Source organism: Actinoallomurus acanthiterrae (assembly GCF_054775715.1).
This window is the reverse complement of record NZ_BAAHCO010000001.1, coordinates 8927441-8948995: the sequence shown is the minus strand read 5'-3', so window position 1 is coordinate 8948995 and position 21555 is coordinate 8927441. Positions and strand designations below refer to the sequence as shown.

Annotated in this window: 16 protein-coding genes; 12 read left to right on the top strand and 4 right to left on the bottom strand. The window is 69.7% G+C overall.

The genetic code is table 11. The features are described from left to right. Window positions 1-56: 56 nt before the first annotated feature. The 3 genes from lgt (at window position 57) to ACYVF7_RS42070 (ending at window position 3927) form a co-directional block, all read left to right on the top strand. The gene (gene lgt / locus ACYVF7_RS42080; protein ID WP_460351581.1) at window positions 57-1697 is read left to right on the top strand and encodes a prolipoprotein diacylglyceryl transferase; all 1641 of its coding nucleotides are present in this window, start codon (window positions 57-59) and stop codon (window positions 1695-1697) included. A 204-nt stretch (window positions 1698-1901) separates the two neighbouring features. Continuing rightward, on the top strand, window positions 1902-2666 hold the full coding sequence (locus ACYVF7_RS42075; RefSeq protein ID WP_460351580.1) for a hypothetical protein: 765 nt from the start codon (window positions 1902-1904) through the stop codon (window positions 2664-2666). A 586-nt stretch (window positions 2667-3252) separates the two neighbouring features. After that, a complete protein-coding gene (locus tag ACYVF7_RS42070) occupies window positions 3253-3927 on the top strand; it encodes a hypothetical protein (RefSeq protein ID WP_460351579.1) in 675 nt (224 codons plus the stop codon). A 207-nt stretch (window positions 3928-4134) separates the two neighbouring features. Here ACYVF7_RS42070 and ACYVF7_RS42065 read toward each other — a convergent pair whose 3' ends face one another. Continuing rightward, window positions 4135-5658 (bottom strand): bis-aminopropyl spermidine synthase family protein, encoded by a 1524-nt coding sequence (locus tag ACYVF7_RS42065; protein ID WP_460351578.1) that lies wholly within the window; start codon window positions 5656-5658, stop codon window positions 4135-4137. Between the two features lie 99 nt (window positions 5659-5757). Between ACYVF7_RS42065 and ACYVF7_RS42060 the strand changes: the two genes are divergently transcribed. The 3 genes from ACYVF7_RS42060 to ACYVF7_RS42050 all read left to right on the top strand — a co-directional run bounded on the left by ACYVF7_RS42060 (window position 5758) and on the right by ACYVF7_RS42050 (window position 13232). Further along, window positions 5758-6789: a hypothetical protein gene (locus ACYVF7_RS42060; RefSeq protein ID WP_460351577.1), complete on the top strand. Its 1032-nt coding sequence runs from the start codon at window positions 5758-5760 to the stop codon at window positions 6787-6789. A gap of 397 nt (window positions 6790-7186) precedes the next feature. After that, complete coding sequence (gene gltB, locus ACYVF7_RS42055; RefSeq protein WP_460351576.1) at window positions 7187-11758, top strand: glutamate synthase large subunit; 4572 nt, start codon at window positions 7187-7189, stop codon at window positions 11756-11758. 10 nt (window positions 11759-11768) lie between these two features. Continuing rightward, complete coding sequence (locus ACYVF7_RS42050) at window positions 11769-13232, top strand: glutamate synthase subunit beta (RefSeq protein ID WP_460351575.1); 1464 nt, start codon at window positions 11769-11771, stop codon at window positions 13230-13232. 102 nt (window positions 13233-13334) lie between these two features. On the opposite strand, the gene ACYVF7_RS42045 is transcribed toward ACYVF7_RS42050, so the two are convergent. Then, window positions 13335-14060, bottom strand: a complete 726-nt coding sequence (locus ACYVF7_RS42045) for a GbsR/MarR family transcriptional regulator (RefSeq protein WP_460351574.1) — start codon at window positions 14058-14060, stop codon at window positions 13335-13337. Between the two features lie 283 nt (window positions 14061-14343). On the opposite strand from ACYVF7_RS42045, the gene ACYVF7_RS42040 reads away from it, so the two are divergent. The 3 genes from ACYVF7_RS42040 (at window position 14344) to ACYVF7_RS42030 (ending at window position 18394) form a co-directional block, all read left to right on the top strand. Then, on the top strand, window positions 14344-15573 hold the full coding sequence (locus ACYVF7_RS42040) for a serine hydrolase domain-containing protein (RefSeq protein WP_460358407.1): 1230 nt from the start codon (window positions 14344-14346) through the stop codon (window positions 15571-15573). A gap of 277 nt (window positions 15574-15850) precedes the next feature. Further along, complete coding sequence (locus ACYVF7_RS42035) at window positions 15851-17380, top strand: PstS family phosphate ABC transporter substrate-binding protein (protein ID WP_460351573.1); 1530 nt, start codon at window positions 15851-15853, stop codon at window positions 17378-17380. A gap of 249 nt (window positions 17381-17629) precedes the next feature. Further along, on the top strand, window positions 17630-18394 hold the full coding sequence (locus tag ACYVF7_RS42030; protein WP_460351572.1) for a trypsin-like serine peptidase: 765 nt from the start codon (window positions 17630-17632) through the stop codon (window positions 18392-18394). A gap of 60 nt (window positions 18395-18454) precedes the next feature. Here ACYVF7_RS42030 and ACYVF7_RS42025 read toward each other — a convergent pair whose 3' ends face one another. Then, window positions 18455-18877 carry a DUF6010 family protein gene (locus tag ACYVF7_RS42025; RefSeq protein ID WP_460351571.1) on the bottom strand — a complete coding sequence of 141 codons (423 nt, stop codon included), beginning with the start codon at window positions 18875-18877 and terminating at the stop codon, window positions 18455-18457. Between the two features lie 152 nt (window positions 18878-19029). On the opposite strand from ACYVF7_RS42025, the gene ACYVF7_RS42020 reads away from it, so the two are divergent. Next, window positions 19030-20106 carry a WD40 repeat domain-containing protein gene (locus ACYVF7_RS42020; protein ID WP_460351570.1) on the top strand — a complete coding sequence of 359 codons (1077 nt, stop codon included), beginning with the start codon at window positions 19030-19032 and terminating at the stop codon, window positions 20104-20106. 70 nt (window positions 20107-20176) lie between these two features. On the opposite strand, the gene ACYVF7_RS42015 is transcribed toward ACYVF7_RS42020, so the two are convergent. Further along, window positions 20177-20473, bottom strand: coding sequence for a hypothetical protein (locus ACYVF7_RS42015; protein WP_460351569.1), 297 nt, complete (start codon window positions 20471-20473; stop codon window positions 20177-20179). Between the two features lie 95 nt (window positions 20474-20568). Between ACYVF7_RS42015 and ACYVF7_RS42010 the strand changes: the two genes are divergently transcribed. Together ACYVF7_RS42010 and ACYVF7_RS42005 are read left to right on the top strand one after the other, a co-directional pair. Continuing rightward, the gene (locus ACYVF7_RS42010; RefSeq protein WP_460351568.1) at window positions 20569-21405 is read left to right on the top strand and encodes a helix-turn-helix domain-containing protein; all 837 of its coding nucleotides are present in this window, start codon (window positions 20569-20571) and stop codon (window positions 21403-21405) included. After that, window positions 21405-21521: a DUF397 domain-containing protein gene (locus ACYVF7_RS42005; protein ID WP_460351567.1), complete on the top strand. Its 117-nt coding sequence runs from the start codon at window positions 21405-21407 to the stop codon at window positions 21519-21521. Before ACYVF7_RS42010 ends, ACYVF7_RS42005 begins: the two co-directional genes overlap by 1 nt. Window positions 21522-21555 lie beyond the last annotated feature (34 nt).

The window sequence follows — 21555 nt, the reverse complement described above, 5'->3', positions numbered from 1 at the left end:
GACGGCCCCGGACGGGGCACGGCCGAGCCACGCCGTGCCCCGGTCGGCGCAGGCACATGGGGGTACGGCCATCGGCCGTGCCCCCATCGCCATGCCGGCGGGACTCACCCCCGGCGGCGATGCGCATTCGACGCCCGATCTTCACCGTCGCCGCGCCGTCGGATGCCCGCCAGACGGTAATCTCACATCCCATGCAGCCGCTCGCCTTCATCCCCAGCCCATCGCAGGGCAGCATCCATCTGGGGCCCTTGCCCCTTCGCGGGTACGCCTTGATGATCATCATTGGGGTGATCGTCGCCGTATGGCTCGGGGAGCGGCGCTGGACGGCCCGGGGCGGCGCGTCCGGGACGGTCGTCGACATCGCGGTCTGGGCCGTGCCGTTCGGCCTGGTCGGCGGGCGGCTCTACCACGTCATCACCGACCACCAGTTGTACTTCGGCCATGGTCGCCATCCCATCGACGCGCTCAAGGTCTGGAACGGCGGGCTCGGCATCTGGGGGGCCATCGCTCTCGGCACGTTCGGCGCCTACCTCGGCTGCCGTCGCCGGGGGATCTCCCTGCGCGTCTTCGCCGACGCCGCCGCGCCGGGCATCGTCCTGGCCCAGGCGATCGGGCGCTGGGGCAACTGGTTCAACCAGGAGCTGTACGGCCGGCCCACGAAGCTGCCCTGGGCCGTGAAGATCGACCCGGCGCACCGCCCGCCGAACACCCCGGACATCGCGACGTACCAGCCGACGTTCCTGTACGAGTCCCTGTGGTGCGTCGGGGTGGCCATCCTGGTCATCTGGGCGGAGAAGCGTTTCCGGCTCGCCTACGGGCGGGCGTTCGCCCTGTACGTCGCCGCCTACACCGTGGGCCGGGCCTGGACCGAGTGGCTGCGTGTCGACCCGGCCCACCACATCCTGGGCGTTCGGCTCAACGACTGGACCGCGCTCATCGTCTTCCTCTGCGCGGTGGCCTACATCTACTTCCAGCGCGGCAAGACCGAGAACCCGCCCGGCGCCTTCGGTACGGCGGCGGACACCACGGCGGACGAGTCCGCTGCGGAGAGGGTCACGAGCGAGGACGACGCGGCGGTGGCAGGTGCCGCCGCCGTGACCCGGGCGGAGGGGGAGGAGCAGGCGAAGGACGCCGAGGAGCCCGTCGAGCAGCCCGAAGCGGAAGCGCCCGCCGAGCCTGACGAGTCCGCAGACTCGGAAGACGCCGCCGAGACCGTGGAAGCCGCAGAGGCCGCCGAGAAGACGGAGACCGAGACGGCCGAGCCGAAGGGCGGCGAGTCCGCTACCAGCACCTCGGAGGACGGCGAGTCCACCACCGACGTCCCGGAGGACCGCGAGTCCACCACCGACGTTCCGGAGAGCGGCGAGGCGGCCGCCGACGACGCGGGCGAGGCCTCATCCCCGGAGGCCGGCGACGCGCACGCCCCGGAGCGCTCCGAGACGGACGGGGCGAAGGCAGAGCCCGCGGACGACGACGCCACGGACACCGCGGACGCTCCCGGCGGTGAGACGGAGAACGACGCCGAGGCCACCGACTCTCCGGCCGCCGGCGACGCGCCGAACGGCGAGGAAAGCCGCTCGCAGAGCGACGCGGCCGACGGATCCGAGGCCTCCACCACGGACGACGTCTCGCACGACGACGAGAAGGCCTCTCCGGCGGGAAAGACGGACCGGTCGTCGGCGGGTCGCGGCGCCTGACCAAATGATCTTGAGTGCTGGCCCCGTCATTCGGGGCGGGGCTAGCGCCGTCCTGGACGTGCCTCCGGCCGTCAGGCCGGGCGTTTCTGCCGGGCGGGAGGGGCGTTCGGCGGTCCGTGGGATGCGCCACAAACAGCGGGACAAAAAGGGGCAGAGCGGCGATATGGACATCTCGTCCCTGGAGGTTCGCTAAGCTCACGGCTCGTGAGCGACATGGGTTACGAGGACGGCGAGCAGGGACAGGCGTCGCGGGGACGTCGCGCCGCGCGAGGCTCGGCCAGTGGTTCCAAGCGAAACCTCCTGATCACCGGAGGGGTCGCGGTGGCCATGCTCCTCACCGCCGGCTGCGGCGGTGGTGACAAGAAGCCGGAAGCCGCCGCGGCGGTCAAGGTGTTGCCCAAGATCTACGTCAACACCCCGCCCAATTCCCAGGTGAAGAAGCTGTCCGACCGCAGCAAGGACAAGCGCCCGCTGAACAAGGACGAGGTCTTCGGCGCCGAGGACAAGACCGTCACCAGCGGCAAGTTCACCTTCACGCTGGCGGGATCCGACATCGCCGGTGACTGCAAGACCGTCACCTGGGGGCAGCAGCTCCAGGCCGACCTGCAGAAGTACGGGTGCACCCAGATCGCCCGTGGCGCGTACGTCAGCAACGACAAGCAGTACGTCGGCCAGTTCATCGCCTTGAACCTCGAGACCCTCGACGGCGCGTCGCAGATCATCCGTGACCTCGACCCGGGAAGCAGCGCGGGCTTCGTCTCGCCGCTCACGGTCAAGGGATCGACGAACTTCACCGGCGGCTTCAGCGCGGCCTACAGCCAGCCGTTCGGGCACTTCGTGGTCATCAGCTGGGTGGAGAAGGCCGGCGGAGCACAGCCGCAGACGATGAACGAACTGCTGAACGCCAGCATCGCCATCGAACGGGCCGACGACTTCGTCTGGGAACGACTCGTCCTCGCCGGTGGATAGCCGGAACAACGGCCCCTCCCAGGGCTGGGACGGGCAGCAGCCAGCCGCGTGGAACGGCGGACGGCCTCCTGGAGGGCAGCCGTCTCCGGGATGGAACGGCGGTCAGCCACCGATCCCGGAGGGACAGCAGCCCCCCGGCTGGAACGGCGGACGACCTCCCGGCGGACAGCCGGGACAAGGGCGGAACGTAGGTCCTCCCGGCGGGCAGTCGGCCCAAGGATGGAACGGCGGAGGTCAGCCGTCTCCGGAGTGGGACGGCGGAGGTCCTGCCGGCGGGCAGCCGGGCCAAGGGTGGAACGGCGGGGGTCAGCCCTCTCCAGGGTGGAATGGCGGACGACCTCCCGAGGGACAGCCGTCCCCGGAATGGAACGGCGGAGCGCCTTCAGAGGGACCGCAGCCTGCCGGGTGGAACGGCGGCCCGCCTCCGGACGACCCGAACGCCGATCCCGAGGGCGATCCCGGGGAGGCACCGCGGAGATCACGTCCGTCCCTCCGGCTACCCGCGATCAAGGGCCGGGCGCGGCTCGCGCAGGGTGAGAAGGGGCCGGGCGCTCTGCCCCCCGCGGCCTATTTCTTCGCAGCCGGAGTGATCCTGGTCGTCGCACTCGTCGCCGTCGCCGGCGTGGTCGTGCTGCTCCACGACGAGCCGAAGCCCTCGGCCCCGCAGCCGGGCGGCTCGTTGGCCGGTGGACCGTCGCCGTCGGTGTACTCCGCGACGGCGTCCACCGAAGTGTTCGCCCCCATCGCCAAGCGCACCGCCGATCCCAGTCCACTCACCGAGAACGAGGTCTTCGACAAGAAGACCATCGCGGATACGGACTCGAAGGCGTCGTTGAAGCTGACCACGTCGAAACTGGACGCCCGGTGCGCCGACACCGTCTGGGGACAGGCACTGGTCAGGCTGGTGCAGCAGGTGGGCTGCACCCAGGTGGCCCGCGGCGTGTACGCGGACAAGCACTTCATGGCCATGGTGGCGATCTTCAACCTGGCCGACTCCACGGTCGCCGGCAAACTGGTCACGGCGGCCGATCCGCGGACCGGCAATGGGTTCGCGAAACCGCCCTCCGACGAGGCGGCGTTCAGCCAGGGCTTCAGCACCGCACGCGGGGTGGCGATGGGCCACTACGCGGTGATCACCTGGGTACGCCGCGCGGACGGATCGGGCAGCGAGACGGACCCGAAGCTGCTGTCACTGCTCGTCACGGTCGGCCCGCCCCCCTCCATAGTCGGACGCGTCGCCGACAAGGGCCAGAAAGACTAAAGCGTCCTGAGCGGCTCGGACCGTGACCGTGGTCGGCCCTGACCGGCACCTGCCTGGACCGAGGCCGGCCCTGTCCAGCGCGGACCGTGACCGGCGCGGACCGAGGCTGGCGCGGACCGAGGCTGGCGCTGGACCGTGTTGAGCGTGATCGAGGGGCTGGCTGGCGCTCGTTCGCTGGTGCGTCGGTGTGCTCGCCGCCTATGCGGGTCAGAGGTCGAGCGTGCGGCGTACTGCGTCGGGGAGGTCGCTGAGGCGGTGGGCGGGCAGGTCCAGCACTGTCGCGTCGCCGAGCCACGGGGCCGCGTCCTGGATCCGGGCGCGGGCCTGGTTCTTGGTCAGGCCGCCGGTGGTGTGCCGGATGAGGCCCTCCCGCCAGGAGCCGGCGATCCGCACGTGGGGCCGGTCCAGGATGTACCGGAGGACGGCTCCGGCCCCGCCGGGCGGTGCGACGCGGGAGGCGACGATCTCGCCGGGTTCGGTCTTCACGTGGTAGACCGCCGCGAGCACGCTCTTCAGGGCCCGGGGGAGGACCGACGGCGTCAGCACGCGTACCCGCTCGGCTCGTGACGCGAGGAGCACCCGGGGCAGCAGGGCGTCGTACCCGGCCGGTAGCGCGACGACCACGTCGGCCGCCCGGCCGGCGTAGGGCTTGGCCAGCCACGTCGCCAGGTGAACGCGCGGGGTGCCGGGGGCGAAGCCCTTCGGCCACTCGCCGACCAGCAGGTCGGCCGGCTCGGCGACGGCCGGATCGACGGGCCGGTCCGGGGACTCGACCGCCTGCGGTCCCTGCGTGTAGATCCGGGTCCCCGCGACGGCCGATCCGAGCGCCTTCCACGTACGGCCGGTGGGCCGCAGGACGTACAGGTCGCTGGCCGAGCCGATCGCCGGCGCCCCGTGGTAGCGGTTGAAGTCCGGCCAGATCGCCTCGTACGCCAGGTGCAGTGGCCCGAGCGCCTCCTGCACCTTCAGCGCCAGCGTGGGCGTGCCCTCGCTGGCGCCGTACGCGACCAGTACCCGGCCGGTCTCGCGGTCGCGCATCCCTTCCAGGCCGCGCCGGGTGAACAGCGCGACGCCGTCCGGTGTGTACGGCGGGTCGGTGAACACCAGGTCGGCCCATTCGCGCGCGCCGGGCGGCAGTCCCAGCCGCAGGTCGGCGAACCGGCAGCGGATCTGCAGGCCCCGGCGGGCCGCCTCATCGCCGATGAACTCCAGGATGCGGTCGTCGATGTCGACCACGGTGATCTCGACACCGGGGTGGGTGAGCGCGACGGCGAGGGACGTGAGGTCGTGGTCGCCGACGCACAGCAGCCGCGCCGAGCCGAGCCAGAACCGGGCGCCGAGCAGCAGCGCCCGCCGGACGGCGGTGTCGGCGGTGGCCGCGACGTGGTCGAGCGCGGTACGGGCGCGGGGCGCGGCGGAGATGAGCCCGTCCATGGCGGCGACGGCCTCGGCGTGCTCGGGAAGCAGGTGGGCGACCGGGTCGGCGAGGAGCGGGGGAACGGTCAGGGGCCGGTAGGCGTCGATCCGGTCGCGGCGGATCCGCCCATCGTCGAGATCGTCGCCGAGCGCGGCCAGCAGCGCGTCGATCGCCCGGCGGGGCGCGTTGGTGGCGCGGACGAGCGTGTCGGCGTCCCAGGAACGATCACCGATCAGCAGGGCGAGGGCGTGGCGGAGGCGACGGGCGCCCACGCCTTCCAGAAGTCGTGCGGCCTCTTCGGGCACCTGACACATGGCGTCCAGCGTAGACGTGTCAGAATCCGGCCGAATGGGTGGGAACCACACCCTAGGCTTCTCCCTCTAAGAGGCGAGGTCATCAGAGGAGATCACGATATGAGTTACCCGTACCCGCCCACCGGCCCCGGCGAGCAGCCCCAGGGAGGCCAGCCCGGCGGGTGGGGTGCGACACCCCCGCCGGGCGGATACGGTCCGTCCGCTCCCGGCTGGCAGCACCAGGAGACGATGGCGGGCGGCGTGCCCATGGGCCCGCCGAGCATGCAGCCGCCGCAGATGCAGGGCCCCATGGGCCCGATGGGTCCGATGGGTCCGATGGGCCAGCCGCCCATGGGCCCGCCGCCGAAGAAGGGCAACGGCGGCATCGTCATCGGGGCGATCGCCGGTGCCGTCCTCCTGGTCGGCGGGGTGCTCGGCGGCGCCTACTACGCCGCGTCGAGCGGCGGGGACGACAAGACCAAGACGGGCACGTCGCCGGCGGCGGTCGGGACGCCGGGGGCGGGGGAGACGGGGCCCGGGCAGCCGGGCTCCGCGAACGGCCAGTACAAGCCGTCCTACTACAACGCCACCAAGTCCTGGTCGCTGTGGGACAAGCTGAACAGCGCCTCGGCGGACTCCCAGCCGATGACTCTGACCGAGGTCTTCAGCGACGCCGAGGCCAAGGCGCAGACCAACAACATCGAGCACATCACGATGCAGCTCCAGGGCTCGGGGCGGCTGGACAGCGACTGCGGGAGCGCGGTCTGGGGCGCCGGGCTGAAGACGGCCCTGCAGAGCTACGGCTGCACGCAGGCGATCCGCGCCGCGTACGTCTCGTCGGACCAGCGCTGGGTCGGCCAGGTGGTGATCTTCAACCTCCGCGACGTCAACGCCGCGAACAGCCTGATCGGGGACATGGACCCGGACTCGGGCAACAAGGGCTTCTTCCAGCCGGTCTCGGGGCCCGCGCCGGTCAGTAACTTCGGCAAGGGCAACACGGGCGCGTCCGGCGGAGCGTACGGGCACTTCGTCGTGATCGGCTGGGCCGGCGGCGCGGACGGCACGGCGTCCAGTCCCGACACGATCGCTCCGGCGGGCCTCGTGGAGCGCGCGGGCAAGACGTTCCTGTTCACCAGGAACGTCAGGAGCTGAGGAAGCCGGAAGCCGGCTGAGCAAACCGGAAGCCGACCCGCGGCTCCCCTCCAGCCGGAAGCCGACCCGCGGCTCCCGCCCAGCCGGAAGCCGCCCGCGGCCCCCGTCCAGCCGGACGGGGGCCGTTTTCGAATATCGGGGGAACATCCGGTGACGACCAGGCCCGCCGGAACGGATCTGTTCGCGTCGGTGCGATCAAGGCGGAACCAGCCACTTTGTCGGAACAACCGGGCGAAAGCCTCGGTTCGCACAAGATGCGGAAGATTCACCAAGTTTCGTGATCATGCCGCGTCGGGGATGAATCAGGCAGTGTTGTAATCTCTATTCACCGCAGCGGGCCAACGTCGTCCCAGTCTGCAACTGATGGGGAGCGGAACGAAGACGACGAGGAGGGTTGATGGTGCCTGCTGCCATGATTCCGGGCCGAGGACGTCCAGAGCGTCAAGGTCTGTACGACCCCGCGGGTGAGCATGACGCCTGTGGCGTCGGCATGGTCGCCGACCTGAACGGCCGCAAGAGTCACGACATCGTCGTGAAGGCCTTGACCGTCCTGCGTAACCTGGATCACCGCGGTGCCAAGGGCGCCGAACCGGACGACGGCGACGGCGCCGGCATCCTCACCCAGCTGCCCGACGCCCTGTTCCGGGAGGTCGTGGACTTCGCGCTGCCCGAGCCCGGCGCGTACGCCGCGGGCATCGCGTTCCTGCCCACGGACGAGGCGGAGCGGGCCGAGGCTGTCGCCGTGGTCGAGCGGATCGCGGACGAGGAGGGCCTGACGGTCCTCGGCTGGCGTGAGCTTCCTCACGACCCGGACTTCTCCGGCCCGACGGCGCGCGCGGTCATGCCGCACTTCGCCCAGCTGTTCCTGAGCGCCCGTAGCGGCGCCCGGGAGCTGGAGCTGGACCGGATCGTGTTCTGCGCCCGCGAGCGCATGGAGCAGGACACCGGGGTGTACTTCCCGAGCCTGTCCAGCCGCACGATCGTCTACAAGGGGATGCTGACCACCCCGCAGCTGGAGCCGTTCTTCCCGGACCTGTCCGACCGGCGGTACAGCACCGGGATCGCGCTGGTCCACTCGCGGTTCTCCACGAACACGTTCCCGGCGTGGGAGCTGGCCCACCCGTACCGGTTCATCGCGCACAACGGCGAGATCAACACGGTCAAGGGCAACCGGAACTGGATGCGGGCCCGCGAGGCGCTGCTGAAGTCCGACCTGCTGCCGGGCGACCTGTCCCGGATCTACCCGGTGATCGACATCGAGGCCAGCGACACCGCGTCGTTCGACGAGTGCCTGGAGCTGCTCCACCTCGGCGGCCGGTCGCTGCCGCACTCGGTGCTCATGATGATCCCCGAGGCGTGGGAGAACCACACCGAGATGGACGCCGAGAGGCGGGCCTTCTACGAGTTCCACTCCACGCTGATGGAGGCCTGGGACGGCCCGGCGAGCGTCACTTTCACCGACGGCACCGTCGTGGGCGCGGTCCTGGACCGCAACGGCCTGCGCCCGGGACGCTTCTGGGTCACCGACGAGGGGTTCGTCGTGCTGGCCAGCGAGGCCGGCGTGCTGGACATCGAGCAGTCGAAGGTGGTCCGCAAGGGCCGCCTGCAGCCCGGCAAGATCTTCCTGGTCGACACCGCCCAGGGCCGCATCGTCGAGGACGACGAGATCAAGGCCGAGCTCGCCCGCGAGCACCCGTACGCCGAGTGGCTGAACGACGGCCTCGTCCGCTTCGGCGAGCTGCCCGAGCGCGAGCTGCGCGTCGTCGAGGAGCTGCACGAGGGTGCCCTGCCCTCGCACGAGACGCTGGTCAAGGGCCAGCAGATCTTCGGCTACACCAACGAGGAGCTGAAGATCCTCCTGGCGCCGATGGCGAAGAACGGTGCCGAGCCGATCGGATCCATGGGCACCGACACGCCGCTGGCCGCGCTGTCGGACCGTCCGCGGCAGCTGTTCGACTACTTCAAGCAGCTGTTCGCGCAGGTCACGAACCCGCCGCTGGACGCCATCCGCGAAGAGCTCGTCACCAGCCTCCAGTCGACGCTCGGCCCCGAGGGCAACCTGCTCGAGCCCGGCCCGGACTCCTGCCGCCGGCTCGTGCTGCCCACGCCGATCCTCGACAACGAGGAACTCGCCAAGATCACCCACATCAACGACGACGGCGACCGGCCCGAGTTCCAGCCGTACGTCGTCTCCGGCCTGTACGACGTGGCCGGCGGTGGCGAGGCGCTCCGGCGCCGCCTGCGGGAGATCTGCGCCGAGGTGTCGGCGGCGATCCGCGACGGCGCCCGTCTCCTCGTGCTGTCCGACCGCGGCGCGACCGCCGAGAAGGCGCCGATCCCGTCGCTGCTGCTCACCGGTGCGGTGCACCACCACCTGATCCGGGAGAAGACCCGTACGCGGGTCGGGCTGGTCGTCGAGACCGCCGACGCCCGCGAGTGCCACCACATGGCGCTGCTCATCGGGTACGGCGCGTCGGCCGTCAACCCGTACCTCGCCATCGAGACCGTCGAGGACCTGGTCGCCGGCGGCGTCCTCACCGGCGACCCGGCCAAGGCCGTCCGCAACCTGGTCAAGGCGTACGGCAAGGGCGTCCTGAAGGTCATGTCCAAGATGGGCGTGTCCACGGTCGCCTCGTACACCGGCGCGCAGATCTTCGAGGCGGTCGGGCTCGGCGACGAGGTCGTCGGCGAGTGCTTCACCGGCACGACCTCCCGCCTCGGCGGCGTCGGCTACGACGTGCTCGCCGAGGAGGTCGCGCAGCGCCACCACCGGGCGTACCCGCCCGGCGGCAACGAGCTGTCGCACCGCACCCTCGAGGTCGGCGGGGAGTACCAGTGGCGGCGCGAGGGCGAGCCGCACCTGTTCAACCCCGAGACGGTCTTCAAGCTGCAGCACGCCACCCGCACCCGCCGGTACGAGATCTTCAAGGAGTACACGAAGCTCGTCGACGAGCAGGCGCATCGGCTGATGACCCTGCGCGGCCTGTTCAAGCTGCGCGAGGGCGTACGCCCGCCGGTGTCCGTCGAGGAGGTCGAGCCCGCCTCGGAGATCGTCAAGCGGTTCTCCACCGGCGCGATGTCGTACGGCTCGATCTCCGCCGAGGCGCACGAGACCCTCGCGATCGCGATGAACCGTCTCGGCGGGAAGTCGAACACCGGTGAGGGCGGCGAGGACTCCGAGCGGTTCACGCCGGACGCCAACGGCGACCTGCGCCGGTCGGCGATCAAGCAGGTGGCGTCGGGCCGGTTCGGCGTGACGTCGGAGTACCTGACCAACGCCGACGACCTGCAGATCAAGATGGCGCAGGGCGCGAAGCCCGGCGAGGGCGGGCAGCTGCCCGGCCACAAGGTGTACCCGTGGATCGCCAAGACCCGGCACTCCACGCCCGGCGTCGGCCTCATCTCGCCGCCGCCGCACCACGACATCTACTCGATCGAGGACCTCGCCCAGCTCATCCACGACCTGAAGAACGCCAACCCGGCGGCGCGCGTGCACGTCAAGCTCGTCTCCGAGGTCGGCGTCGGAACGGTCGCGGCGGGCGTGTCCAAGGCGCACGCCGACGTGGTGCTCATCTCCGGGCACGACGGCGGCACCGGCGCCTCGCCGCTCACCTCGATCAAGCACGCCGGCGCGCCCTGGGAGCTCGGCCTGGCCGAGACCCAGCAGACGCTGCTGCTCAACGGCCTGCGCGACCGCATCGTCGTGCAGACCGACGGGCAGATGAAGACCGGCCGCGACGTCGTCATCGCGGCGCTGCTCGGCGCGGAGGAGTTCGGCTTCGCGACCGCGCCGCTGGTCGTCTCCGGCTGCGTGATGATGCGCGTCTGCCACCTGGACACCTGCCCGGTGGGCGTCGCCACCCAGAACCCGGAGCTGCGCAAGAAGTTCAGCGGCAAGCCGGAGTTCGTCGTCAACTTCTTCGAGTTCATCGCCGAGGAGGTCCGCGAGTACCTCGCCGCGCTCGGGTTCCGGTCCATCGAAGAGGCGATCGGCCACGTCGAGACGATCGACACCGCCGAGGCAGTCGGCCACTGGAAGGCCGCCGGGCTCGACCTGGCCCCGATCCTGTACCGGCCCGACCTGCCGGACGGCGCGGCGCTGCACCGCGTCACCGAGCAGGACCACGGCCTGGAGAAGGCGCTCGACAACACGCTGATCCAGCTCGCCGAGGGCGCCATCGCGTTCGGCGACCCGGTCAAGCTCGAGTTGCCGATCCGGAACGTCAACCGCACGGTCGGCACCATGCTCGGCCACGAGGTGACCAAGAAGTGGGGCGGCGAAGGCCTGCCCGACGACACCATCGACGTCACCTTCACCGGGTCGGCGGGCAACTCGTTCGGCGCGTTCGTGCCGCGCGGGATCACCCTGCGGCTGATCGGCGACGCCAACGACTACATGGGCAAGGGCCTGTCCGGCGGGCGCCTCACCGTACGCCCGCCCGCCGACGCGCCGTTCAAGGCGGAGGAGCAGATCATCGCCGGCAACGTCATGCTGTACGGCGCGACGTCCGGTGATGCGTTCGTCCGCGGTGTCGTCGGCGAGCGGTTCTGCGTCCGCAACTCCGGCGCGACCGCCGTCGTCGAAGGCGTCGGCGACCACGGCTGCGAGTACATGACCGGCGGCCGGGCCGTCGTCCTCGGCCCGACCGGGCGCAACTTCGCGGCCGGCATGTCCGGCGGCATCGCGTACGTCCTGGACCTGCGGCCCGAGCGCCTCAACACCGAGATGGTCGACCTCGACCCGCTCGGCGACGACGACCGCGCCTACCTGCGGGACATCGTCGAACGTCACCGCGCCGAGACCGGATCGACGGTGGCCGCCGCGCTGCTCGCCGACTGGGACGACGCGGTCGGACGCTTCGCGAAGGTCATGCCGCGCGACTACAAGAGAGTCCTGGACGCCCGCGCCGCCGCCGAGGCCGAGGGACGCGACGCAGACCAGGCCGTCATGGCCGCCGTCAACGGGTGAAGGGGGAGACATGGCTGACCCGAAGGGTTTCATGAGTCATCCGCGGGAGCTCCCAAAGCGTCGCCCGGTCGACGTTCGGATCCGCGACTGGCGCGAGGTGTACGAGAACTTCCCCAAGGGCTCGCTGGAGAAGCAGGCGTCCCGCTGCATGGACTGCGGGATCCCGTTCTGCCACAACGGCTGCCCGCTGGGGAACCTCATCCCCGAGTGGAACGACCTCGTCCACCGCGACGAGTGGCGGGGCGCGATCGAGCGGCTGCACGCCACGAACAACTTCCCGGAGTTCACCGGGCGGCTGTGCCCGGCGCCGTGCGAGTCCGCGTGCGTCCTGGGCATCAACTCCGACCCGGTGACGATCAAGCGGGTCGAGGTCGAGATCATCGACCGCGCCTTCGCCGAGGGCTGGGTCACGCCCCAGCCGCCGGCCGTCAGGACCGGCCGGAAGGTCGCGGTCGTCGGTTCCGGGCCCGCGGGCCTGGCCGCCGCCCAGCAGCTCACCCGTGCTGGCCACGACGTCGTCGTGTACGAGCGGGCCGACAGGCCCGGCGGGCTGCTGCGCTACGGCATCCCCGAGTTCAAGATGGAGAAGAAGCACCTCGACCGGCGCCTGGAGCAGATGCGTGCCGAGGGCACCGAGTTCCGCACCTCGGCGAACATCGGCGTCGACGTCACGGCCGACGAGCTCCGCGCCTCGTACGACGCCGTGGTGCTCGCCGGTGGCGCCACCGCCTGGCGCGACCTGAAGGTGCCCGGCCGGGAGCTCGACGGCATCCACCAGGCGATGCAGTACCTCCCGCCCTCCAACAAGGTCCAGGAGGGCGACATCGCCGAGTCGCCGATCTGCGCCGAGGGCAAACACGTCGTCGTCATCGGCGGCGGCGACACCGGCGCGGACTGCATCGGCACCGCCGTCCGCCAGGGTGCGCTGTCGATCACCCAGCTGGAGATCATGCCGCGTCCGCCGGAGAACCGTCCCGGCGGCCAGCCGTGGCCGACCTACCCCATGCTGTTCAAGATGGAGTCGGCGCACGAGGAGCTGGTCGACCTTGGCGGCGAGCGCGCGTACGCGGTCAACACGCTGGAGTTCCTCGGCGACGAGGACGGCCGGGTCCGGGCGCTGCGCGTCGTCGACGTACGGGGCCCGGAGACCGGCTTCGAGCCGATCGAGGGCACCGAGCGGGAGATCCCGGCCCAGCTCGTCACTCTGGCCATGGGCTTCGTCGGCCCGGAGCGCGCGGGCCTGCTGGAGCAGCTCGGCGTCGAGCTGGACCAGCGCGGCAACGTCGCCCGCGACACCTCGTACGCCACCTCCGTCGACGGCGTGTTCGTCGCCGGCGACATGGGCCGCGGCCAGTCGCTGATCGTCTGGGCGATCGCCGAGGGCCGCTCCGCGGCGGCCGCCGTCGACAAGTGGCTGCAGGGCAGCTCCCACCTGCCCGTCGCCATCCCGCCGACCGCCCGCCCGCTCGTCTGACCCCGTTTCGTGGGGCGTGTCCCGACCGGGACGCGCCCCACGGACGCGTATCCGTGCGCGGTGACGTGCTCTCGACTGCGGCACGACGCTGATTGGACCGGGTTACCGTCGTGCGGCGTTCCGGGTGGCCAGGCGCCTTTCCCACTGCTCCATGACCTGCCGGTGAGCCTCGGTCACGAGGAGCAGGAATTCGGCGGCGTCCTCGAAGCGGGCGCCTGCCGGGGTCGCGGTCCCGAGGATCTCGGCTCCGCGCCGTGATGCGGCCTCCAGGGAGTCGTTCATCTGCGCGGCTGCGAGGGTGGTCCGGAGCCAGATCTCACCGTCGATGACATAGCGTTCGCGGCGCTCGCCGGGGATCCGCTCCCGCATGAGCATTCCCTGCTGTTCGAGAAAGGCGACGGCGTGCGAGATCGACGCCGGGCTGACGCGAAGTCGCTGGACCAGGTCGGCGGCGGTGAGAGCGCCGGAGTCGGTGATGAACAGGCAGGCCATCACCCTGGCCTCCATTCGGGGCAGCCCCTGCTGAACGAGGAGGGCGGTGAAGGACTCTGTGAAGTCCTGGACCGCTTGGGAGTCACGCCCATGGCCGCTGTCGGGAATCGGCGGCGCCGGAGGCTGAGCCTTTTTGCGTCGGCGCGCACGGTGCCGTGTGGCCTTCTCCGCCTGGTCCGCCCCGTACTCCTTGGGCCCGCCGTTGCGGGTGACCTCCCGCATGATGGTCGAGGCGGGCCGCCCCAGGCGCTGGCCGATCTCTGTGTATCCGAGGCCCTCGGCCAGCCCCGTGGCGATCTGCTGACGGTCCTCAATGGTGAGTCTGCCTCCGGGCATCGGTTGCTCGTCTCCCATCGCTCGACGTGCGCGGAGCTCGGCGCTGCGGCACACCCCGCTGCATAGTATGCGTTCACCTCGGAGCCCATTGCAATCTCCATTCCGATCACCCATTGCGTTCAGCCTCATAGTCATTGCAATAGAGGCCATCACTGCCGAGCAGAGCAGGCGATATGAGCTTCTTTGCATGTTGACCGATTTATGAATGCAATGTAGCGTCGCATGCGTTCAGAGATCTTCGAACGCCTGCGAAGATCGAACACTGTGCGCAAGGAGATTCATGATGGGAACGGGCAACGGCGGCTTCTCCGAGGCGGGGCTGCGCAGGCTGCGCGAGGTGCTGGCACGGCATGTCGATTCCGGGAAGATCCCCGGGCTCGTCGCCCTGGTCGACCGGGGCGGTGAGGCGCACGTCGAGGCGATCGGGACGATGCACCATGGCGGTGACGCGCCGATGCGCCGGGACACGATCTTCCGGATGGCCTCGACGTCCAAGCCGGTCACGATGGCGGCGGCGATGGTCCTGCTGGATGAGTGCCGGCTGCGACTCGATGACCTGGTGGAGGAGTGGCTGCCCGAGCTCGCCGACCGGCGGGTGCTGAAGCGGATCGACGGTCCGCTGGACGAGACCGTGCCGGCGCGGCGGCCGATCACCGTACGGGACGTGCTGACCTCCACGTTCGGGCTCGGCATGGATATGACGTCGCTCGGCACTCCGATCATGGGAGCGATCTTCGAGCAGGGACTCACCCCCAATCTGCCGGAGCCGATGCCCGAGCCGGATGAGTGGATGCGCCGCCTTGGCACGCTTCCGCTGATGCACCAGCCCGGAGAGCGCTGGCAGTACCAGATCAGCAACGATCTGGTCGGTGTGCTGGTGGCCAGGGTCACGGGCCAGTCGTTCGAGGCGTTCCTGGGTGAACGTGTCTTTGGTCCGCTGGGGATGAAGGACACCGGTTTCCACGTGCCCGCTGACGAGATCGACCGGCTGCCGACCCTCTACGCCCCTGACCCGCGGACCGGGGAGTTCCTCGTGTGGGACGAGGCCAAGGGGGGACGGTGGAGCGAGCCTCCGGCGTTCCAGGGCGGTGGCGGTGGGCTGGTCTCCACCGTCGATGACTACCACGCCTACTTCCGGATGCTGCTGAACGGCGGGGTGCACGGGAGCGAACGGATCTTGTCCCGGCCCGCCGTCGAGCTGATGACCACCAACCGCCTCACGCCCGAGCAGAACGCCGCCCGGAACGCCATGGCCCGCGACAACGTCCATGTGTCGTTCGGCCAAGGGCAGCACGGCGGCTGGGGCTTCGGGATGGCGGTGCGCACCTACCGCGGCGACTACGCGTCCATCGGCCAGTTCGGCTGGGACGGCGGAAGCGGCTCCGCGACCTACGCCGATCCGGACAAGCAGCTCACCGGAATCCTGCTCACCCAGGTCGGGGCGTCCACCCCGGATTCGATGCGACTCATCCACGACTTCTGGACCACGCTCTACCAGGCAATCGACAACTGACACACAGGGTACGAACGAATTCCGGGACGGATTCGGCCGGCGATCGAGCGGGTGGTGACGGTGCCGGCCGAATTCGGCTGACCCGCCCGAAAACCCGCTCATGTGGTTCCGGCGGTCCTTGCGGCGGCCAACTCCGCGCGAACGTTGTGCGGCCAAACCGTTAAGGCGGCAATTGACTCGCCTGTCGCCAAATACCCTGTTGTAGGGGCAATTTTCGGGGTGCACTTGACGGCAGTGAGCCGGTGGGCCCCGAAGGCATCGGCAGGGGCGCGGGGACATGAACTGGTTCAGCCCGGAGAACGTCGTCGCGGTGGTCGCCGCGCTGCTGGGACTCATCGCGCCCGCCGTCGGCTCGGTCTTCCAGTTGCGGACGCGGCGCGGCAAACGCATCGGCCACCGCGTGCAGATGGACACCGCGATCGGCGGCGACGGTGGCGACGACCAAGGGCAACCGAAGGAACGACTTGGGCTCTTCACGACGCAGCCCGGCCCGCCGAACCCCACTCTCGTGCTTCTGCGCATCGAGAACAACGGCACGAGCAGCATCGCGGAAACCGACTACACCAACCCTGACAAGAATCACGGCCTGAACGTCGTATTCACCGGACGCGCCATCTCGAGCGTCGAGGTCATCGCGGATCCCAACGCGAGACACCTGCTCAGCCACTTCGACCCGGTCGACGGCAAGGGCGGGATGCAGTACAACGACAACACGATCCATCTGCCCCGTGTCCCGCTCAACGTGAAAGAGCATTTCAAGCTGCTCGTGCTTCTCGGCGGCGGCCCGGTCGACAGCGCGATAACGGTCAGCGGGGGACTCCGGGAAGGCAAGGTGGCGCGCACCCGCAGCATGTCGGTCGACGACAAGCCGCCCCTGTTCAGCAAGATCGCCTTGGGGACCACCGTCGTCCTCGCCCTCTGCCTCCTCACCCTGGCGGGCATCGTCGTCTTCGGGCGGTCGACCCCCATGGGCTGCGTCGACGGAGACCTCAGAGTGGTCGGCTCGACGGCGTTCGCCCCTGCCGCGGAGAGACTCGCCCGCCGGTACGAGGCGGAATGCCCGGGTTCGCAGATCACCGTGGACGCGCACGGCAGCAACGAGGGCGTACGGGAACTGGCGAGCGGCACTAAGCACGGTTCCCCGGCCCTGCTCGCCATGTCGGACGGCACCGAGCCGTCCGGCTTCACCCGGCTGAGCGAGAACCGGGTCGCCGTCGTGGCCTTCGCCCTCGTCGTGAACGACCAGGTCCACCTCCAGAACCTGACGATCGACCAGATACGGCGGATATATCGGGGCGATGTGGTCAACTGGCAACAGCTCGGCGGCCCTGACCTGCCCATCCGGCTCGTCAGCCGGGACGCCAACTCCGGCACCCGCGACCTGCTCCGCCGGCGCCTCCTCGGCGGCCAGGGCGAACCCGCCTTCACCTCGCGGGACTGCGTGAACAAGAACTCCCCGAAGGACAAGGTCGTCCGCTGCGAGCTGGGCAGCACCGGCGAGGTCCTCACGACCGTCGCCCAGGTGCCGGGTGCCATCGGCTACGGCGAGCTGCGGGCCGCCACGACCTCCCGGAACGTGCACACGCTGAGCATCGACGGCCAGGCGCCGTCGACCACGGCCATCAGTGCCGACACCTATCGCTTCACCGAGATCGAGTACGCCTACACCAACGGCACCCCGGTCCCTGGCTCCCTGACCTCGAGCTTCCTCAATTACATGATCAGAGGCGGCGGCCAGGACGTGCTGAGGGCCTTCGGGCACGTGCCGTGCTACTCGCCCGACGGCCTGAAGCGCTGCCAGCCGTGACCTCCGGACCAATTCCCCTTAGGTGGTAATTCGCCGGTTTAATATCCCGCTCTGACCAGATCTGGTTAGGATCGGCAAGATCAATGGGTACCCTGCGCAATTAGTGGATGGTCGCACTTGCTGCATAAATTCTCCCTCGCGCTGACCGCTGCCGCATGCGTGGTCGCGTCCTCGGGTATCGCACACGCCGATTCGGTGACTCCCCGGCCACGGCCCACAGGGCGGCCCTTCAAGGTGGACACCGGGCCGTTGAACAGCACGAAGGCGGAGGCCGAGGCGGCGATCCGCTACTGGACCAAGGCGAGGCTGCTGCAGAACTCGTCACCGAAGGAGTCGGTGAACCCGAGTCCGAAGTCCTCGGATCCGGCGAATCCCATCCCCACGGTCGGGCGGATCGTCTTCCCCGGGTTCAACTGCACGGCCACCGTCGTCGGGTCGGACCTCATCCTCACCGCGGCCCACTGCATCAAGCGATACGGCCTGCCGATCGGAAAGCTCGGCACGTTCGTGCCGCAGTACAGCGAGGGCAACGGCCCGTGGGGCAACTGGCCGCTGGCCGACTACTACATCGACTCGCGCTGGGGGATCACCGATAATCCGCGGTACGACTACGCGCTGGTGAGGCTGTCGATGACCGGCCATGACTACCACCTGGGCGACAAGACCGGGTCCGTACGGATGTCGGCCGACCCGTTCAAGGCCGGTGAGCAGGTCGACCTCCTCGGGTATCCGGGCGACCAGGATGTCCCGTACCGATGCCAGACCCCGGTCAACTCCGTGAAGTTCAGCGGCGTCGGTTACTGGAAGGTCGACTGCGCCTCGTACACCGACGGGGTCAGCGGGACCTCCTTCCAGCACTACCAGCCCGCGCCGTGGAACACCACGACCATCGGCGCGGTCGTCGGCGGATACCAGGAAGGAGGCTCGACCGTGGAGACGAGCTACGCCTCCCAGTGGGACTCCAGCATCTACACCCTGTGGCAGCAGGCCAACGCGGGCAGCACCGCCTCCTGAGCCGCGGGCAGCACCGCCTCCCGAGGCCCGGACGGCCCGGCCCTGAAGGGCCGGGCCGCGTCAGGCCGGCTGGTCCTGAACCGCTGCCGGGCGCTTGATGAGGCGGATCAGCTCACGTGGTGTCCGGCCACCGGCGAAGCACCACAGGGCGATGACCGGGTCGCAGATCGCGCAGCCCATCGAAGAACCGTCCGCGAACGGGATGATGGGGTGGCCCTTCAGGTGGTGGACGATGTCCCAGGCGGTGTGCAACAGCCAGCCGACGCCGATGAACGTCCACGAGTCCAGGCCACGGAAGGCGACGTACGTGAGCAGCGCCGTGAAGGCGAACTCCCAGCCGCCCATGGCGCCGCCGCTGAGGTAGGCGGCACCGGCCCCCGCGATCATGAGCGCGTTGACGCGCCGCCGGTGCGGTTCGCGGATGACGGACATCAGCAGCGCGTAGGCGACGCCGATCACGACCGGCATGATGTAAACCAGCATGTTCCATTTCCCCTGGTGTGACGAAGTGACTCGAAGGTATGAGCGCGGCGTGACGGCTCCCAGAGGCCAGAACGCCACGTTCCACCGGGAACTCGCCAAACGCTCGGGCCGCGGCAGCACACCTGGTCGCGAAGATCATTACGCTGGACCGCGTGACTGATGATCGAATGATGCGCGGCTACTCCGGCCACTCGCATGACCCGGGCCGCTACCCCACGCCCGTTATCGAGCTGGACGGCGCGCCCGTCTCGGTCAGCGTCGACGTAGAAGCGGTGCTGTGGACCTGCGATCTCCGAGGGGGTGAATGCGCCGGACGTCCTCTGGACCTCGACGCCGCCGGCCCCGACGACGCCTGGTACCTCGAGAACGACTATTGGGACGAAGGCGACGACGAGAACGGGCGCCGCAAGATCGTCACAAGGGCCGACGAGATCGCTCAGCGCATGACGGTGGCGCGGCTCGACGGTCGGCCCGTGGTCGTCACCGGTGGTGCCCGGTACGACTTCTCATTCGAGGACGACTACGACTCCAGCGGCGGCATCGTGCGGGTCTGGGATCTGCGCACCGGAAACAGGGTCGGCACCGTCATGGTCGGCCACGGTCTCGGAGTCTGCTCGCTCACCACCGTTTCCTCCGGGCGCGGGCCGCTCATCGTCAGCAGCAGCGAGGAGGGCAAACTCCTGGCGTGGGAGATGGCCACCGGTGAATCCGTGGCAGAGCTCGAAGGCGGCTACAACGGAGAAATGGGTGCCGCCCTCGTCGACGGCAGGCCGGTCGCCGTGACCGGAGGAGACGACGACTTCCTGCAGGCCTGGGACATCTGGGGCGGCGAGCAGATCGGCGAGGACCTGACCGGTATCGAGCCCTGCGTCAGGGCCATCGCGATAACCGAGCTGGCGGGCCGGGCGGTGGTGGTGGCCGGCGGCGACGACGCCGGACTGCACGTCTGGGACCTGGCGACCCAGGAGCCGATCGGATCGCCGATGACCGGCCACACCGAGGGCATCGAAAGACTGGGCATCGCGACCGTCGCCGGGCGGACGGTGGCCGTGACCGGAAGCCCCGGCGACATCCGCGTGTGGGACCTCGCCCGAGGAGAACAGATCGGCGACCCGCTCACCGGCCACCACCTTCAGACGGTCACCGAGATCGCGGGAGCTTCCGTCGCCGTCGTCCAAGGCTCTGGCGGCACCCTTCGCCTATGGGATCTGACGCCCGCAGCCCGCTGACCATCGGGTCGGCCTGCGCTGCGGCCGGCGCGATCGGCCGCAGATTTCCGGACGGTCGTCGCGTTGATTCTCATTCTGGGGCGTCGAGCCAGACCAGGGTGACCGTTCGCGTACGGGATAAGACGCGCCGCGCCGTTTCGGCGTCGTCGAACCGTCCGCGCCAGTCGCCGGACTCGGCGCAGACCAGGGCGTGACCGTCGCGGAGCTGCAGGCCCCAGCACAGGACACCCCCGTCGTCCTGGTCGGCGTCGATCCAGCACAGCGCGAAGGGCCGGGGCGCGTATTCGGCGGCGAGCTCCGCCGCCTCCTGCTCGAGGTCGGTGAATGTTGAAATCTTCGTCATGCACCACACTCTGTCCTTGCTCATTTACTCTGAGTGTGCATTTGCGTCCGTGGTGAAGGGGCCGTGAAAGCGGTTCGTTCGACGCCGGATCGCGTCAGCGCGAGGTGAGGAGCCCGGCAATGGCATCGACGACATCCCGCAAACCGACCACGTCCACCGTCTCCGGCACCACGGCGCTCGCCTACTGGGGCGACGAGCTGCGCTTCTACCGCGAACAGGCACGCCTCACCCAGGAACAACTGGGCCGCGCGATCCACATGTCCCCCTCCATGATCGCCATGGTCGAAACGGGCAGACGCGCGCCCCGCACCGAGTTCATCAAGGCGTGTGACAGCGTCCTTGGCACCAACGGCGCGCTCGGTCGCCTCTGGAAGCGGATCATCAAGCACTCCTACCTCGAGTGGTTCCGCCCCTTCGTCGAAGTGGAGTCCGACGCCACCGAGATCCTGGAGTACGAGCCGCAGGCCATGCCTGGCCTCCTCCAGACCGAGGACTACGCTCGCGCCCAGATCAGAACGGGCCGGGTCCGTGACAGCGACGAGGAGATCGAGCGGCATGTCGCCGCCCGCATGAGCCGCCAGGAGATCCTCACTCGCAGCGATCCGCCGTTCCTGTGGGTCGTCCTCGACGAGGCTGTACTCCGGCGCCCGGTCGGCGGCGTCGAGGTGATGCGGGACCAGTTCGCCCGACTGGTGCGCGCCTCACAGAATCCGCAGGTAGTGCTCCAAGTGCTGCCGTTCGCTGCCGGTGCGCATGCAGGGATGAGCGGCCCGATGGTCTTGTTCACCCTCCCCGACGAAACCAAGCTGGTTTACGCTGAGGGCTTCGGGGGCGGGCAGATCATCGGGCTCCCGGAGGAGGTCGCGGACTGTCGCCTGCGGCTCGACCTGATGCGTGCCTGCGCGCTCCCGCCGGACGACTCCGTCCGGATGATCGCTGACCTGATCGGAGAGTGATGAGCGGCGAGGTCCAGTGGCGTAAGAGCAGTCGTAGCAGCGACCAGGGTGGTAACTGCGTCGAGGTCGCTCGGTTGGTCGCCGGGCAGGCGGTCGCCGAGGCGACTTCTGCCTGACGCGAACGCGCCGGCCGGGAACCAAGCCCGGCCG

Bases quoted from the DNA above. Each gene is read 5' to 3' on its own strand.
- ACYVF7_RS42050 (WP_460351575.1), top strand. From the start codon at position 11,769: ATGGCTGACCCGAAGGGTTTCATGAGTCATCCGCGGGAGCTCCCAAAG.
- ACYVF7_RS42065 (WP_460351578.1), bottom strand. From the start codon at position 5,658: ATGTGTCAGGTGCCCGAAGAGGCCGCACGACTTCTGGAAGGCGTGGGC.
- ACYVF7_RS42040 (WP_460358407.1), top strand. From the start codon at position 14,344: ATGGGAACGGGCAACGGCGGCTTCTCCGAGGCGGGGCTGCGCAGGCTG.
- ACYVF7_RS42060 (WP_460351577.1), top strand. From the start codon at position 5,758: ATGAGTTACCCGTACCCGCCCACCGGCCCCGGCGAGCAGCCCCAGGGA.
- ACYVF7_RS42045 (WP_460351574.1), bottom strand. From the start codon at position 14,060: ATGCCCGGAGGCAGACTCACCATTGAGGACCGTCAGCAGATCGCCACG.
- ACYVF7_RS42025 (WP_460351571.1), bottom strand. From the start codon at position 18,877: ATGCTGGTTTACATCATGCCGGTCGTGATCGGCGTCGCCTACGCGCTG.
- ACYVF7_RS42035 (WP_460351573.1), top strand. From the start codon at position 15,851: ATGAACTGGTTCAGCCCGGAGAACGTCGTCGCGGTGGTCGCCGCGCTG.
- ACYVF7_RS42015 (WP_460351569.1), bottom strand. From the start codon at position 20,473: ATGAGCAAGGACAGAGTGTGGTGCATGACGAAGATTTCAACATTCACC.
- lgt (WP_460351581.1), top strand. From the start codon at position 57: ATGGGGGTACGGCCATCGGCCGTGCCCCCATCGCCATGCCGGCGGGAC.
- ACYVF7_RS42005 (WP_460351567.1), top strand. From the start codon at position 21,405: ATGAGCGGCGAGGTCCAGTGGCGTAAGAGCAGTCGTAGCAGCGACCAG.
- gltB (WP_460351576.1), top strand. From the start codon at position 7,187: ATGGTGCCTGCTGCCATGATTCCGGGCCGAGGACGTCCAGAGCGTCAA.
- ACYVF7_RS42010 (WP_460351568.1), top strand. From the start codon at position 20,569: ATGGCATCGACGACATCCCGCAAACCGACCACGTCCACCGTCTCCGGC.